Source organism: Acinetobacter sp. YH12117 (assembly GCF_013418865.1).
Lineage (GTDB): Bacteria > Pseudomonadota > Gammaproteobacteria > Pseudomonadales > Moraxellaceae > Acinetobacter > Acinetobacter indicus.
Genome location: NZ_VPBF01000010.1, coordinates 13411 through 30567 on the forward strand (window position 1 = coordinate 13411; position 17157 = coordinate 30567).

Annotated in this window: 13 protein-coding genes; 9 read left to right on the forward strand and 4 right to left on the reverse strand. The window is 39.7% G+C overall.

Going from position 1 to position 17157, the window contains the following annotated elements:
* Positions 1-182: 182 nt before the first annotated feature.
* Entirely contained in the window at positions 183-1676 is a 1494-nt protein-coding gene (gene putP / locus FTU55_RS05450; RefSeq protein WP_075167564.1) for a sodium/proline symporter PutP, read from the forward strand.
* A 207-nt stretch (positions 1677-1883) separates the two neighbouring features.
* Here the strand turns inward: putP and bfmS are convergent, their stop codons facing one another.
* Both bfmS and bfmR read right to left on the reverse strand, forming a co-directional pair.
* Positions 1884-3539 (reverse strand): sensor histidine kinase BfmS, encoded by a 1656-nt coding sequence (gene bfmS, locus FTU55_RS05455; protein WP_045795835.1) that lies wholly within the window; start codon positions 3537-3539, stop codon positions 1884-1886.
* Between the two features lie 33 nt (positions 3540-3572).
* Positions 3573-4289 carry a response regulator transcription factor BfmR gene (gene bfmR, locus FTU55_RS05460; protein ID WP_005176018.1) on the reverse strand — a complete coding sequence of 239 codons (717 nt, stop codon included), beginning with the start codon at positions 4287-4289 and terminating at the stop codon, positions 3573-3575.
* Between the two features lie 596 nt (positions 4290-4885).
* Between bfmR and FTU55_RS05465 the strand changes: the two genes are divergently transcribed.
* The 5 genes from FTU55_RS05465 (at position 4886) to FTU55_RS05485 (ending at position 13001) form a co-directional block, all read left to right on the forward strand.
* The gene (locus tag FTU55_RS05465) at positions 4886-7717 is read left to right on the forward strand and encodes a ribonucleoside-diphosphate reductase subunit alpha (protein WP_180046409.1); all 2832 of its coding nucleotides are present in this window, start codon (positions 4886-4888) and stop codon (positions 7715-7717) included.
* Between the two features lie 133 nt (positions 7718-7850).
* On the forward strand, positions 7851-9089 hold the full coding sequence (locus tag FTU55_RS05470) for a tyrosine-type recombinase/integrase (protein WP_180046411.1): 1239 nt from the start codon (positions 7851-7853) through the stop codon (positions 9087-9089).
* Between the two features lie 2 nt (positions 9090-9091).
* A complete protein-coding gene (locus tag FTU55_RS05475) occupies positions 9092-10495 on the forward strand; it encodes a tyrosine-type recombinase/integrase (protein ID WP_180046413.1) in 1404 nt (467 codons plus the stop codon).
* Positions 10495-12543, forward strand: coding sequence for a hypothetical protein (locus tag FTU55_RS05480; protein ID WP_180046415.1), 2049 nt, complete (start codon positions 10495-10497; stop codon positions 12541-12543). The genes FTU55_RS05475 and FTU55_RS05480 overlap by 1 nt, the downstream gene beginning before the upstream one ends.
* A 41-nt stretch (positions 12544-12584) precedes the next feature.
* Complete coding sequence (locus FTU55_RS05485) at positions 12585-13001, forward strand: hypothetical protein (protein ID WP_179990870.1); 417 nt, start codon at positions 12585-12587, stop codon at positions 12999-13001.
* A 343-nt stretch (positions 13002-13344) separates the two neighbouring features.
* Here FTU55_RS05485 and FTU55_RS05490 read toward each other — a convergent pair whose 3' ends face one another.
* A complete protein-coding gene (locus tag FTU55_RS05490; RefSeq protein ID WP_179996868.1) occupies positions 13345-13539 on the reverse strand; it encodes a DNA-binding protein in 195 nt (64 codons plus the stop codon).
* A gap of 122 nt (positions 13540-13661) precedes the next feature.
* Entirely contained in the window at positions 13662-14159 is a 498-nt protein-coding gene (locus FTU55_RS05495; protein ID WP_180046417.1) for a hypothetical protein, read from the reverse strand.
* Positions 14160-14252: 93 nt separating this feature from the next.
* On the opposite strand from FTU55_RS05495, the gene FTU55_RS05500 reads away from it, so the two are divergent.
* The 3 genes from FTU55_RS05500 (at position 14253) to FTU55_RS15290 (ending at position 17156) form a co-directional block, all read left to right on the forward strand.
* The gene (locus FTU55_RS05500) at positions 14253-14459 is read left to right on the forward strand and encodes a helix-turn-helix domain-containing protein (protein WP_180046419.1); all 207 of its coding nucleotides are present in this window, start codon (positions 14253-14255) and stop codon (positions 14457-14459) included.
* 100 nt (positions 14460-14559) lie between these two features.
* On the forward strand, positions 14560-16041 hold the full coding sequence (locus tag FTU55_RS05505; RefSeq protein WP_179990866.1) for a class I SAM-dependent DNA methyltransferase: 1482 nt from the start codon (positions 14560-14562) through the stop codon (positions 16039-16041).
* Positions 16038-17156 carry a restriction endonuclease subunit S gene (locus FTU55_RS15290; protein WP_179990865.1) on the forward strand — a complete coding sequence of 373 codons (1119 nt, stop codon included), beginning with the start codon at positions 16038-16040 and terminating at the stop codon, positions 17154-17156. The genes FTU55_RS05505 and FTU55_RS15290 overlap by 4 nt, the downstream gene beginning before the upstream one ends.
* The last annotated feature ends 1 nt before the right edge of the window (position 17157 follow it).

Sequence of the window (17157 nt, forward strand, 5' to 3'; positions counted from 1 at the left end):
CAGCCTGGATGCTGTCTATTTTTATTGCCTGAAAGAAAAATCAGTATTTCATGCAAAATTATGGTTAAATTTCGCCTTCATTTTTTGAATCTTTCAGGACTTGTGAGTATCCATCAAGAATTTGCATGGAACGCATTGAGGCCATAAGTCCTTTACTGTCCAACATACTATATGGATACCGTATGAGCTCCCTAAATCCGACCTTAATCACCTTTCTGTTTTATATTGTCGCCATGATCGCGATTGGTCTGATGGCCTATCGCGCAACCACCAACTTTTCAGACTATATTCTGGGTGGCCGCCGTTTAGGCAGCTTTGTCACGGCCCTGTCTGCTGGCGCATCGGATATGAGTGGCTGGTTATTGATGGGTTTACCGGGAGCAATTTATCTGTCCGGTTTATCTGAGGTGTGGATTGCCATTGGTCTGATTATTGGTGCCTGGCTGAACTGGTTACTGGTTGCGGGCCGCTTACGGGTACATACCGAAGTGCAGCACAATGCCCTGACCTTACCGGATTATTTCTCCAATCGCTTTAATGACCAGAAAAAAGTGCTGCGTATTGTATCCGCCTTTGTGATTCTGATTTTCTTTGCGATTTACTGTGCCTCTGGCATGGTGGCCGGTGCGCGCTTGTTCGAAAGTATGTTTGAAATGTCGTATAGCACGGCCTTATGGATCAGTGCCATTGCCACCATCAGCTATGTTTTTATTGGCGGCTTCTTGGCGGTGTCCTGGACAGACACCATTCAGGCTGGCCTGATGATCTTTGCCTTAATCCTGACGCCTATTGTCACCCTGCTGACCTTTTCTGATTTATCTCAAGTGACGCTGGCACTGGAAGCTGCGCGTCCGCAAGCCATGAATCTGGTCGGTGATTTAAGTATTGTTGCGATTATCTCGTTACTGGCCTGGGGCCTGGGTTATTTCGGTCAGCCGCACATTCTGGTGCGCTTTATGGCGGCAGATTCGGTGAAGTCAATTCCAAATGCACGCCGTATTGGCATGACCTGGATGATCCTGTGTTTAGGTGGTGCGGTGGCGGCCGGTTTCTTTGGTATTGCCTACTTCCAGCAACATCCGGAACTGGCCGGGGTGGTGAATGCCAACCCTGAAACCGTGTTTATGGAGCTGACCAAAATCCTGTTTAACCCGTGGGTGGCTGGTATTGTACTGGCGGCAATTCTGGCTGCGGTGATGAGTACCCTAAGCTGTCAGCTGCTGGTGTGTTCAAGTACTCTGACTGAAGACTTTTATAAATCGTTCCTGCGAAAATCTGCCTCACAAAAAGAGCTGGTCTGGGTTGGCCGTTTAATGGTATTACTGATTGCCCTGCTGGCAATATGGATGGCCGGTAATCCTGAGTCGAAAGTGCTGGGCCTGGTGGCTTATGCATGGGCTGGTTTTGGTGCCGCCTTTGGTCCACTGATTATTTTGTCTTTATTCTGGAAACGCATGACTTTAAATGGCGCACTCGCCGGCATGATCGTGGGTGCGGTGATGGTGATTCTCTGGAAAAATGTCTGGGGCGATACCGGTATCTATGAAATTATTCCGGGCTTTGTCTGCTCGTTCATTGCCATTATTGTGGTGAGCTTGCTGGGCAAAGCGCCAAGCAGCAGCATTACTGAGCGTTTTGATGAAGCAGACCGCTTGTACAAACAACAGACTCAATAATTGCTCCATGCAAAAACAAAATAGCCAGTGACATCACTGGCTATTTTTTTAGCAACTTAATTGATCAATTCAAAGACTGGACAGTAAGAGAGTACGCGGACCATTTTGGATGGTGACAATGGCTGATAACCTCTGCCCCAACCATCCCACCAAAGAACAGCAAACGCCCCTTGCTGCTGTTCTTTAGCTGAATCTTTGAAGCAGCGTTTAAGATTCCAGCCCTTCTTTATTGCCCTGCTTTTTACGCGACTTGCTAAAGCGCTGCGCCGGCCAGGACATAATAAAACGTGCACCGCCCAAAGTGGTGCTCTGATCCACCTCAATCTTGCCGCCAAACCAGTAGGCAATCCGGCTAACAATCGACAGGCCCAGACCATACCCCCCAGAAGCACGGGTCCGGCTGTCATCTAAACGGGCAAAGGCTTCAAATACGCGGCTCCGGTCTTCTTCAGGAATGCCCGGCCCATCATCTTCCACACAGACATAAGCCACGCCTTGTGCAGTCACGCCACCACTGACCAGTACCTTGTGGTCACAATAACGCACCGCATTCCCGACCAAGTTCTGCACCACGCGGTGTAAATAACGGCGCTCGGCATCAACTTCCAGACTGGTCGACATGGTTTGCAGCTGAATGTCCTTACCGGTTTTCAGTGCGTCGGTTTCATTGACCACCTGATCCAATACATCAAACAGCACCACTTTTTCAATTTCTAACGATGGCATGCCCTGCTCCAGTTTGGCATAGGTCATGATCTCGTCAATCAGGGTATTCAGCGCTTCAATGTCTTTATCAATCATGTCCAGCTGCTGAATCCGGTATTCATAATCATCTTCTTCGGCCAGCATTTCCATCCCAAAACGAATCCGCGCCACCGGGGTACGCAGTTCATGCGATACCGCGCGCATCAGTTCGCGCTGGGCTTCAATTAAACGCTGGATATGATCGGACATGCTGTTATAGCTGGAGGCCAGACTGGCCATTTCATCTGAACCGTCAATGGGTAAACGCAGGTTTAAATCGCCGGTTTTCATACGGTTCAAGGCGAAATTTACTTCACGGATTTTGCGCTGCATCGGCAGAATCAGACCATAAATGCCCAGACTCAGAATAAACAGACTCAGCAAGGTAATCCCGGCCGCCAGCTGGAATGGCATCCAGTTAAACAGCGGGACCGGACCAAGTACCAGCACCTCGGATGGTGAATTCGGCATTGGTGAAATAATGGAGATGGTGGTGCCACGTACGCTGGCATTATCCCGATACAGGATAATGCTGTGGTCCAGCCTTAAACGGCCAATTTGCTCGGAGTCGAGCGGTAAATCGGCAATGTTCTGAATGTCGATAGGATAAGAGAACTGATCCTGGATACGGGCCAGATATTCTTTTTCCTGTCCCGGGAAATAGACCAGATAATCCAGAATAAAGATCGGCAATGCCTTCATTTGCCGTTCGGTAATTTCATCGGCCTTGATATACAGATAATGTTCCGGGTCATTTTTCAGGCCCATAATAATATAGGCTGTGGTCGTTTCTGCATCGTAACGTACCGCAGCCTTGCGCTCTTTAATCCGTTTCAGTTCGGCCCGTGACAGCTCGACCTTATCGGCAGCAATATAATAGATGGGCAGTTCCAGCAAATCCGAGGCATCTGAAATCCAGTCCTGCTTTTGCTGCTCATTGGGTTGTCGCGCCACCCCTTCACTAATGATATAAGCCATACCATCGGTCAGGGATTCACGATATTCTTGCGCGCGCTGATAGTTAATGATCTGAACCAGCAGATAGCCAAACACGGCCACCAATGCCACCAGAATCACCAATCCTGCATAAATCCGCAAGAATATGCTGTGTTTGAACACGAAAAACCGTCCTATATCAGATACGCGCGACGATTATATACCATTCGTTTCTTTGACAAATAAGTATCCTTTGCTGCGTACAGTTTTAATACGCTTTGGATTTTCCGGGTCATCGCCAATTTTTGGACGGATGCGCGAAATACGTACGTCAATTGAACGGTCCTGACCGTCATATTCAATCCCGCGCAGGCGCTCGAAAATATCTTCACGCGACAGGATACGGCCAGCATTCGAAGCCAGTAACCAGAGCAGGTCATATTCTGCGCTGGTGAAATCGACCAGTTCACCATTCAAGGTTACTGAGCGGCCACCATTGTCGATGACCAGGTCATCAAATTCGATACGCTGTGCCACTTCATCTTCAGGGGCTTTGTCAGTACGGCGCAGCAAGGCACGAATACGCGCCAGCAGAACACGTGGCTGAACCGGCTTGGCGACATAGTCATCTGCACCCATTTCCAGACCCAGAACCTGGTCCATATCTTCGGTACGTGCAGTGAGCATCAGAATCGGTTGATGATAATGTGGACGAACCTCGCGGCAAATGGTCAAACCGTCTGCACCCGGCAGCATTACATCCAGCACCACTAAATCTGGCTGCTCCGCGATAATACGGCGGATGGCACGGTTCCCATCTGGCTCAACACCCACTTCCAGTCCGTTACGGATCAGGTATTCCTGGGTTAAACGTGCCAGACGCTCATCATCTTCAACAATTAAAATTTTTGGTAACTTTTCTTCTTGGCTCATGAACTGCCCCTTTATTTGATTAAACGTATTCTATCCTTTTAAAATCCGGGAGATACGTCGAAATATATTCTGCAATATACACACGTTTACATTGTAAACAAGATGCTATTCACTAAACTGATACATCAAAGTAGCTTTTTGTTATATTTTTATTAATTATTGAATTCCTTATACTTTTCTCTTTTTAACTGAATTCCATGAATTCAACAACATAAATCTTTTTTAAAATGTACAATTTTTTTGCAGCTTTTGGCCATTGATCAGAATGTGACTGACTGTTCAAAGAGATTTTTAGTTATCCACAAGTTTATCTATAAGCAGATTATGCCGGCTTTGTTATGCTATGCCCGTGTCCGATAAGGCTTATAGCCGAATGGACAAATCGGGGATTTTTTTGCAAAAGATTTTATCCAAAAAACGCCAAAAATTTTAAAGAAAAGTCAATATTGATCTACCCTAAAATTTCCCGTATCTTGTGTTCAATTCAATTTTAAACCACTAAGTCTTGTGTTTATTCCTCAAACACTGTGGCCTATTTTTTGCCCGGTTCAATGGTCTATAAACATAACAATAGATGACAATGGAGCTATGCTGACATGAGCGTAATCACATCCACACCCGGTCAACTTCAGGTGATTAAACGCACCGGTGAAGTGGCCCCTTTCGATGCAGAAAAAATCTCTGTAGCGATTGGTAAAGCTTTCCTGGCGGTTGAAGGTCAGCAAAGCGCCGATTCCAGCCGTATTCATGACCGTATCGAACAACTGACTGAAATGGTTCTGAACACGTTTAAGCGTCGTTTACCATCAGGCGGCACCATTCACATTGAAGAAATTCAGGACCAGGTTGAACTTGCGCTTATGCGTACTGGCGAACAGAAAGTTGCTCGTGCTTATGTCATCTATCGCGAACAACGTTCTGAAGCACGTAAGCAGATGGGTGCCAACCATCATCCGACCTTACAGATCACTGACAGCCAGGGCCAGTTAAAGCCACTGGATTTAAGTGCATTGACAGCAACCGTCACCACTGCAGCTGAAGGTCTTGAAGGCATTGATGTTCAGGCCATTGTCGATGAAACCGTGAAAAACCTGTACAACGGCGTAAAAGAGTCAGACATCTCAACCACCATGATGATGGCGACGCGTACCCGTATTGAACAGGAACCAAACTATACTTACGTTACTGCGCGCCTGCTGTGTAATGACTTAGTGGCAACAGGCCTGGAGTTCCTGGGTCTACCAGTAGAAACCCCTGAAGGCGAAGCTCTGGAAACCTTCCTGAAAAAAGGTATCGAGCTGGAGCTGCTGTCAGAAGACCTGCTGAACTTTGATCTGGCAAAACTGGCCGCTGCCATTCAGCCAGAACGTTCTAACCAGTTTACGTATCTTGGTTTACAGACGTTATTCGACCGTTACTTCATCCATAAAGATGGTATCCGTTTCGAATTGCCGCAATTGTTCTTCATGCGCGTTTCTATGGGTCTGGCGCTGAACGAAGACAACAAAGAAGAACGTGCAATTGAGTTCTATAACTTGTTGTCGAGCTTCGACTACATGGCTTCTACGCCTACCCTGTTTAACTCAGGTACGCTACGTCCGCAGTTATCTAGCTGTTACCTCACCACCATTGGTGATGACCTGTACGATATTTATGGCGCAATGCGTGATAACGCAATGCTGTCTAAATGGGCAGGCGGTTTAGGTAATGACTGGACTCCAGTTCGTGCCCTGAACTCTTACATCAAAGGGACCAACGGTAAATCACAAGGTGTGGTACCGTTCCTGAAAGTCGCGAACGATACTGCGGTTGCGGTGAACCAGGGTGGTAAGCGTAAAGGTGCGGTGTGTGCCTATCTTGAAACCTGGCACTTAGACATTGAAGAATTCCTGGAACTGCGTAAGAACACCGGTGATGACCGTCGTCGTACCCATGACATGAACACAGCGAACTGGGTTCCGGACTTATTCATGCAACGTGTGTTTGAAGATGCTGAATGGACCCTGTTCACGCCATCTGAAACACCAGACCTGCATGATCTGACTGGACAGGCCTTCACTGAGCGCTATACGCATTACGAAGCGGTAGCGAAAGAGCAGAACCTGCTGCATAAGAAAGTACGTGCCAAAGACTTATGGCGCAAAATGCTGTCGATGCTGTTCGAAACCGGCCATCCGTGGATTACATTCAAAGACGTATGTAACCTGCGTTCACCACAACAACATGTGGGCGTGGTGCACTCATCTAACCTGTGTACAGAAATTACCCTGAACACCAGCAAAGATGAAATCGCGGTCTGTAACCTGGGTTCAATTAACCTGGTACAGCACGTTCAAGGTGGCAAGCTGGATCATGAAAAACTGGCACGTACCATCAAAACTGCGGTACGTATGCTCGACAACGTGATTGACATCAACTACTACGCGGTACCACAGGCGAAAAACTCGAACCTGCGTCACCGTCCGGTAGGTATGGGGATCATGGGCTTCCAAGATGCACTGTACGAAATGGGCATCGCCTACGGTTCTGATGCAGCAGTTGATTTTGCTGATGAATCAATGGAAGTGATTTCTTACTACGCAATTCAAACTTCAAGTGATCTGGCGGTTGAACGTGGCACCTATGAAACCTTCAAAGGTTCATTATGGGATCAGGGTATTTTACCAATCGACTCTTTAGAGCTGGTAGCGAAAACCCGTCCTGAGCGCATGTTTGAAGTTGATCGTACCCAACGTCTGGACTGGGACACTTTACGTGCCAAAGTTCAAAAAGACGGTATGCGTAACTCGAACGTGATGGCCATTGCACCAACAGCAACTATTTCTAACATCTGTGGCGTGTCTCAATCGATTGAGCCAACCTTCCAGAACCTGTATGTGAAATCGAACCTGTCTGGTGAGTTCACTGTGATCAACCCTTACCTGGTACGTGCATTGAAAGAACGCGGCCTATGGGATGCGGTAATGGTCAACGACCTGAAACACTTCGAAGGTTCAGTACAAAAGATCTCGCGTATTCCTGAAGAGCTGAAAGCCATCTTCGCGACTGCGTTTGAAGTTGAGCCACGCTGGATTGTGGATGCTGCGTCACGTCGTCAGAAATGGATTGATCAGGCACAGTCACTGAACCTTTACATCTCTGGTGCAAATGGTAAGAAACTGGACATCACCTATAAGATGGCTTGGTTACGTGGTCTGAAAACGACGTATTACCTGCGTGCTTTAGGTGCAACATCGGCTGAGAAATCAACCATTAATACTGGTGCATTGAATGCAGTTAAACCTGCGACAGTTGCAGCGCCGGTTGCAGCAGTGGCACAGGAAAATGCACCTGCGGCAGCTTCAGCAGCAGAAGAAGGTTTTGAACAGGCGGCACCCGTGCCAATGGCATGTTCAATTGACAACCCAGATTGTGAGGCTTGTCAGTGACAGTGATATATATTGAAATGTATATATAATTAAATAATACCCTTTGTAAATCTTAGGCTTAAGCTCTTTACAAAGGGTATATTTTTATATTTAATAAAGTTATGGGAGATGATAATCAGAAAACGTATACTTTATGATAAAAAGAAGCACTAAAGAGTTTGTTGCAAGTGATGAACAACCAATGGTAGTACTCATTGATGAAGATAGAATTCCTTTGTTCTATCCAAATGTTTATGCCATGACTAAGTTTAGAAGTTTAGGACGTGCAGTTAGCACAACGGATAAAGCATTAAGATGTATTGGTGTTGCTCATTTATGGGCATCATTAAATAATATAGTTTTAGAAGATAGCATCTTATATTCAGATTTTTTAACCATAGAACAACTTCAAGATTTAGCTTTTTTTCTTAGACTAAATCGAAAACATCAAGATCGAATGATGGCCCAGAAAAATGAACAACCATCAATAAATTCGAAGAATATTGCAAAAAAAATTGAAAATCTCATCTACATGCCTAAATTAAAACAAGAATCAAAAGCCTCAACTTCAGCAGAAGAAGGCTCATATCGCATAAAGACAATTTTTAATTATCTCAAGTTCCTGCTCCAAAGATCAAAACATCGCCTTAACAAAGATAAATACAATGACATTGAGCAACGTTTAAATTACTTTAATTCACTAGCACCAAGAGTTTCTAATAAAGGTGATCAAGATGCCCCTGAGGGACTTTCATCTAACGAACGAAATATAATCCTAGAGATCATAGATCCAGAACACCCAGATAATCTTTTCAGAAATGAATTCTTAAAACATAGAAATCAGTTGATTTATGAAATTCTACTAAGTACAGGAATGCGAAGAAGTGAGCTGAGATATCTAAAGATAGAAGACTTTAATTATAGTAATCACACCATCACTATTCGAGTTTCTAAAACAGTTGAACGTGACGTTAAGTGCTCCTCCAAGGCCTGTGAATATTTTCATAACTATATTACAAAGCATTTAAATAAAATCCCGTTCAAAAATAGAAAACATGGTTATCTATTTACAACCGAGACAGGTCAACATTTATCAAATGATGCAATCAATCTAATGTTCAGAACATTAAGGAAACATGCCAATATCTATGCGCAGCTCACTCCCCACACAATGAGAAGAACCTGGAATGATGTTTTTAGTGAGATGTTAGATAACATTCCAGAAGATCGGAGACCAGATAAAGAAAAGGAGAAGCAAATTCGAAATAGATTAATGGGGTGGAGTTCAATATCAGAAATGAGTAGTCGGTATGCACGCAGATCAATCAGAGAAAAAGCGGATGAACTTGGCGAACTACTGGCAAATAGTATTAATACTAAATTAGAGCATTAATTATGCAAAACAATCTCATTGAAAAAGAAAATCCAATTACAGAACGAACTGTAATACTACTTGATGGAAGACAAGTAAATACAAAACTATTTTCTAATTATGAACTAGAAAATCATGATAAACTTATAATCAAGTTGAATTTTGGTATATTTTCTAAAAAATCAACAGTTCATCATGCTTTATCAAATATTATTACAGATCTATTATCAACTCACTCAATAAAATATGTTTCAACTATTCTATATGCATTTGAAGATTGGATAAATATTGATATTAATGTTAATCATGAAATATTAGGTTTTTCATCCTTACAATCACTTCAGATGATTAATCCCAGTTATCCTGCTTTTATAACGCCGATACTTAGACGTTTATCAAAATATTATCCCAATTTAATAGATACTGAATTCAAAGATTTTTTAGAAAATACAATTAAATGGGAAGAAAAAAATCCTGCTTATTTTAAACTAATAGTAAATGATCCAGAAAAAGGTGCGTTTACCTTACAAGAGTTAGAAAGCATACATTCAAAATTCAACTTAGCATTCAGTAAAAATACTATCAGCTTAAAAGATTACACACTAGGCTGGTTCATGATCGCAACAGGAGCACGACCAGTCCAACTATCACGCTTAAAATTTGAGGACATACAAGTTATTGATAAAGATGTAATGATTAAAATGCCTCTCGCCAAAGGAGAAGGAATAATCGAGCAAGGTTATTTTCTTAGGAAAGCACCAACAATTTTAGCTGACTGTATAATTAAATATCTAGAGCAGTATTCCTCCTCTGATGAAAATTCAAATTTCTTCAAACTAAATCCAACCGAAATTAGTAATAAAACTACACAGATTTTCGAAGATCTAAACACTTATTCTTCAAGGTTAGAAGGAAAAATCCCTGTAAATGCATATAGATTCAGGTATACGCTTGCAACAAGAGCTTTAGCAAGTGGTGCTTCAGACCAAGAAGTTGCAAGACTGCTGACACACCGTTCTTTAAGTTGCATCCGTTTCTACCGTGCATCCATGCCAGAGCTACAAAAGCCAATACAAGATACCCTAAATGAAGAGATGAGTTTTTTTGCTAACGCATTCAAGGGAAAATTAATCCCCTCTCTAGATGATGCAAAATTTCAGGACTCAGCAATTGCTGATTTTTTCAGATTAGCAGGCAAAACAATCGGTTCATGTGGTACACAAGCTAAATGCTATCAAAATGCTCCTATTGCTTGTTTAACGTGTCCCTATTTTGAGCCATTAATAGATGCACCATGGGAAAAGCTTTTAGATTACTTAGTCGAAGACCAAGCCAAAGAGCAGACCTTAAGAATTAAGGAAATCAATATACAAGCTATCAAGGCTGTTAAAGATATTATTAATCTAGTAGAAGCGGGATATAAATAATGACAACTGTTATAAATTTTAAGTCTGCTCAGGACACAGAGTCTCAAAAAAATTTAGAGTTTTTTATTTCAACAAACAAAAAAAACTTTATATTTCCTAACAATGACTGGAATGATAACATTTGGGATATTACAAGTTTTTTAAAAGATAAAATTCACGATAATAAATCAAAGAAAGTTTATTTCCGCTCTGTCACTGACCACGCAACATCTAAAAATGAAATCAACATTTCCATGTCAGAGCCACTAATTGATTTTGCTAAAGCAGTATTTTGCCAAATTATGCGAGAAAAAAAACTATACGAATACAAACGAATTATTTATGCTATTCAAGCTTTAGAATTTGCCTTAATAGAACAAAATAATCCTGTATGTGTAAGTGAAATAAATAGTGATACTTTAAACTTGGCAGAATCTTATCTACGCTCTAAATATAAAGATCCATGGGTTTTTGCAAAAAATTTAGAATCGATTATTAATAATATTGTTGTAAAAAAACAGATAAATACAAAGATCTATAATTGGTCTACAACAATTACATATACAGCACCTGCAAGGAGTGATCGTACACAGAAAGATCATACTGAAGGCAGTAAATCAAAAATACCTCATTTAGAGGAAATTTTGGCACTCGCTGAAATCCATCATTCAAGTAACCATATCCCAGATAAAATAGTAACCTGCTTTGTCGCTTTAGCAATGTTTGCCCCAAGTCGAGGCTCGGAAATATTATCCCTATCCATAGATTGCATCACAAAGGCTTCTCAAGGTGATATAGAAATTATGGGTTTAAAATGGCGTCCATTGAAAGGTGGAGATCCATTAACCAAATTTGCTGTAAATAAAGAATACGAAGAATTAGCTACTGATGCTGTGAATTACTTAATTGAAATTGGCAAACCTGCTCGCGAAGCTGCGCGATGGTATAAAGACAATCCAAATAAATTATACCTTCCGCCTCATCTTGAACATTTAAGAAATCAGTCAATTACTTTATGGGAGGTTGCCAAAATTCTAGGAAAGGAAAATACCATTAAAGCATGTCATGCTTATAGATATGGATTTTCTAAACCAATAGGACGGACTACTGATAAAAGTAGAATGTTTGTAAAAAGTCCTTGGATAAATCTTTATAGTTTTGATGAAATAGAACACTTTATAATTAGCAAACTACCTCAAACATTCCCGATATTTGATGGCAGATCACAGCAATATTGGCATGAGTCATTATTTGTTTTACCTAAAAATATCTTAAGCCCCACCGCTGATTCACTTCTGAATGTACCTGAATCCATGGATATTGATAGGATTAATAAACAACTAGGAAGCAACCCTGACGGTCGCACAATCTTCAGTAGAAATGATAAGAAATTTCCTAATGAAAAACCGATGTATGTTACATCACACCAATTTAGACACTTGCTTAATACCCTAGCACAAGCAAAAGCACTCTCTCAGGAACTCATTGCATTTTGGTCAGGAAGAAAAAGTGTTAAGCAAAATGATGTTTATAATCATTTATCTCAAGAAGCGATTATTGAAGCTTTTACAGATCTGGAGAATCAGGTTGAGGCGATCAAGCAAACAGGGAGCTTAGAAGAAAAAGCACAAGCTATTGCCAAAATAAACTCTATTAGTTACGAGGAAGCCCTAAAAATAGAATTAGGATCAATTCACATAACTCAGTATGGTATCTGTCGGCATGACTATTCTCTCACCCCCTGTCCTAAAGATAAAGACTGTGGAAATTGCGGTGAATTTTCCGTTATGAAAGGTAATGAGAAACATAGAAGAGAGGCATCTTATCAAGTACAAATACTTGAAAAAGCCTTACTTGATGCAAAAGAAGCTGAACAAGATGGGCATACAGGTGCAAGAAGATGGATTGATGTCAATGAACCTAAACTAGAGCGTTGGCAGAAAATTAAAGCATTTTTGGAGGATGATAGTGTGCCAAATAACACTATGTTCACCCTAGCAGATTCATCAGACTATCATCAAACTAAAGTTGGTTTAGCTTTCGCAGTAAGAACGTTAGAGCAAAATTAAAATCCTAATTTTAAAATTATCTCCCAGGATCAAAATATCATATGACTACTGCACCTCGTTTAACTAAAGAAAGAATTGATATTGCTTTAAAGTTACTTGATGGATGGACTGGAAAACTGACCTGGCCCCGATTTTTAGCCATGCTTGAAATAGATCTTGGCCATAAGTATACAAAAGCGGCTTTACTTAGACATCCGAGGTTCAAAGATAGTTGGGATAAAAGAAGATGGACAGAAAATCCTGACAGAGATGGGAATAGCAATTTCAGTAATCAGGGACTACAAGTAGCTTTAGAAAAAATTAAAAAATTAGAAGCAACCATAAACAGATTAGAAAATGACAATAACCTACTCAACGAAAAATTTGTTGTTTGGGCTACAAATGCTGCAAATAAGGGAATCACTCTAGAGGAACTAGATAGACCAATACCAACCAATTCTACGAAAAATTTTCGTTAATAATTAAACTTTAAATTCACTTTTTTGCAGTAAGTCTGAAATCGAACTATAGGCTTTATTGGTTCTTTATTATGATCAAGTAATATTGGTATTTCTGTACGAATACCTGAATCATCATCTACAACTTTTGCAACTACTTTTACACTGCACATATTAATTCACTTAAATGAAAATCAAGTAAAAATTAAAAGCAGAAAGCACCCTAAACATTGATAAAAGCATCAATGTCTTTTAGAATTGATTTGTCTTGCACCTTCAAGTAAAAGACAAATCCATAAAGGCTCATGTTACAGCATGGGTCTTTATACTTTCTGCACTAAAAAAGAATAATTAAAAGTTAAAATTAATTCATATTTTTTTGCTCCTTAATACCCAATTTCACTGCAATTTTATGGCTTTCACCGCGTTTCGGAACTCTATTGTTCTTTAAAATTCGATAAACTAGGTCTGGAGAAAAATGATTATCTCTTGCCCATTCAGCAATGGAAATTCCATTTGCTGAAAACTCTTCTCTAACTTGCTGAATCGATTTGATCATATCGGGTGAATTTTGAATGATGTTGACGAAAAAATAGAATATTTTTCAGGATTAATCAATCACTTTTTTATTGTAAGTTATTGTTTTTATTATATTAATATTATGTATAATGGTTTTTATAATCATCCATTATATATTTTTATAATGTTATTTATTGTTTTAATCTTTACTTCACAAAAATTAATCTGATAATCAATTTCTTCTTTATATTTTTGAATTGAATCACAAAATTCAGGGTAAGAAACTGCCAATTCATTAATAAAATCTACCTGATTTTTTAGAAAGCTTAACTCTTTGTTTATAGTGTTTTTTTGGGTAAATAGTGGGTTGTTTTCATCAATATCAATCAGTTTTTTTCGCAGTTCTTTTAATTTTGGCGTTTCACTATATAAATATAATCTTTTATTACATAGTGATCTTTGTGCTACCAAAAAATCATTTTTCAGTAATACTTGAATTGCTGTGTACATGCGCTCACGTAATCTCTTCATACTTAAAATGCGTGGTCGATCTGATTGTTTAATAATTAACCAAAAGCATTTTGATTCCCAATTTTTAATTTCATTGTTTTTTATTATTTCAACGAAATCTTCGGCTAAGGGAATATTCAATTTCAACATTTTAGACCTCTTTCATAATGAAAATGAGGATTATAAGCCGTGGATGTTTAATCCTCAATTGGTGATATTTCTGTTTTTTGAGAAATTTTTCAAATGTCAGAATTATCTACTGAAATTGGTCGATTATTACGAAAAAAAAGAGTGGAGAGAAAAATTACCCAAGAAGCATTAGCATTACAATGTGGAATTGATCGTAGTTATTTAGGTCGTATTGAACGTGGTGAAGTAAACATCACTGTCTTAAAACTCTATGAGCTTGCTTCTGTACTTCAGATTGATGCTAAAGAGTTATTGCCTTAACTTTTCTCACGCCAAACCATGTCGCATCCCGTTTAATTACAATAGCTTTTTCTATTAATATCTACCACAATATCCTCAAAGAAATTTGAGAGTCATCAGTGTGATTACAGGCGAAATTAAAAGCAAAATTGACCAAATCTGGAATGCATTTTGGAGTGGGGGTATTTCTAACCCACTCGAAGTGATGGAGCAGATGACCTATTTGTTATTCATTCGCCGACTTGATGAAATTCAGATTACAAAAGAGCGCAAAGCCAATCGTCTAAAAATAACAATAGAAAAACCAGTGTTCAAACCAGAGCAAGATCATCTGCGTTGGTCAAAGTTCACTACCTTGGGTGATCCTACTCAGCTTTACAATATTATTGCCAATGAAGTTTTTCCGTTTATTAAAAATCTTGGCAATGAAGATGACACCACATACAGCCATCACATGAAGGATGCCCGTTTCACTATTCCTACACCTGCACTTTTAACGAAAGTGGTCGATCTCTTGGCTGAAGTGCCGATGGATGATAAAGATACTAAGGGTGATATTTACGAGTACATGCTTGGTAAAATTGCATCTGCAGGTCAGAACGGTCAATTCCGTACACCTCGCCATATCATCAAGATGATTGTGGAGTTGATGCAGCCAAAACCAACCGATACCATTTGCGACCCTGCTTGTGGTACAGCAGGCTTCCTCGTTGCTGCAAGTGAATACTTAAATGAACATCACAGCACAGAAATTTTTGCATCACCTGAAGCAGCAAAGCGTTTTAGTGAAGAAACTTTCTTTGGCTATGACTTTGATAGCACCATGCTTCGTATTGGTTCTATGAATATGATGCTGCACGGTGTTGAAAATCCAAGTATTGAAAACCGTGATTCTTTAAGCGAAGCACATTCACATATTGAAAGTCAGTTTAGTTTGATTCTTGCCAATCCTCCATTTGCAGGCAGTTTGGATTATGAAAGCTGTGCTAAAAATATTCAGGCGATTGTTAAAACCAAAAAGACTGAATTGCTATTTTTAGCATTGTTCTTACGTTTGCTGAAAACAGGTGGTCGTGCAGCAATTATTGTGCCTGATGGGGTGTTATTCGGCTCATCTAAAGCACATAAGGATTTACGTAAAAAGATTGTAGAAGAACAAAAGCTTGAGGCGATTATTTCTATGCCTTCTGGTGTGTTCAAGCCGTATGCAGGTGTTTCTACTGCAATTATGATTTTCACCAAAACTGAATCTGGTGGTACAGATAAAGTCTGGTTCTACGATATGCAGGCAGATGGTTATTCGCTAGATGATAAGCGTAATGAGCTAGATGCCTCTAAACACGAAAATAATAATATTCCTGACATTCTTGCCCGTTTTAAAAATTTGGATGCTGAAGCAGATCGTAAAGCGACTGAGCAAAGTTTTTTGGTGGATAAAGCCGATATTGCTGCCAATGGTTACGACTTGTCGATTAACCGTTATAAAGAAGTGGTGTATGAGCAAGTGGAATATGAAGCACCAAGTAAAATTTTGGCGGATTTAGAAGTACTTGAGCAGGATATTTTAAAAGGAATGGTTACGCTTAAGGAGATGCTTAAGTGACATTACGATTAAAAAAATTTACTGATATTGTTCAAGATAAATCAGGTGGAAATAAAAAGCTTCCCCAAGAACTTTTTTTGCTTGATGGGCAATACCCTGTTGTTGATCAAGGTAAAAAATTTATTGCAGGTTACATAAATGATCAAGAGTACTTGGTAAAAAGTACTGATTTACCTGTAGTAATTTTTGGTGATCATACGAAAGCTATTAAATTTGTAGATTTTCCATTTGCAATGGGAGCAGATGGTGTCAAAGTCTTGAAGCCTAAAGATGACTGTGATCCCAAATATTTATATCATTATTTAAGATATGCCAAAATTCCTGATGCTGGATATAGTAGACATTTTAAATTTCTCAAAGAATTAGAAATCCCACTCCCACCACTTGAAGAACAACGCCGAATTACCTCTATTTTAGATCAAGCGGACGAGTTACGCCAAAAACGTCAGCAAGCGATTGAAAAGTTAGATCAGCTTTTACAAGCCACGTTTATTGATATGTTTGGCGATCCTAATACATACCAAAATCGATTTCCAATTAAATCCTTAAAACAAGTTTGTACTAAAATTACTGATGGTGAGCATGGAACTGTTGAACGTTTAGAATCAGGAAAACTTTATTTAATGGCAAGAAACATCACTAAAAATATGACTTTAGATATAACTGAAGTTTCATACATTAGTGAAGAAGATCACCAACGAATTTATAAAAGATGTTCACCTGAATTTGGCGATCTAATGATTGTATGTGTCGGAGCAACAATAGGTAAACTATGTCTTGTTCCTGATATGGAAGAGTTTTCTCTTGCAAGAAGTGTTGCGCTCTTAAAACCTGATAATAATTCTGTAATTTCGCAATATTTATTACATCTCCTTGCTTCAGATTATATGCAACAAAAGATTTTAAATAGCAGAAATACAGCTGCACAGGCAGGATTATATCTTGGAAAGCTAAGTATCATTGAAGTTCCTGTTCCACCAAAAGAGTTACAGGAAAAATGGTCTAAAATTGCTTTAAGCATTGAAGATCAAAAACAAAAGCTTTATAAACAACTAGATGTACAAAATCAGTTATTTATATCATTACAAAACCAAGCATTTAGCGGAAATTTATAAA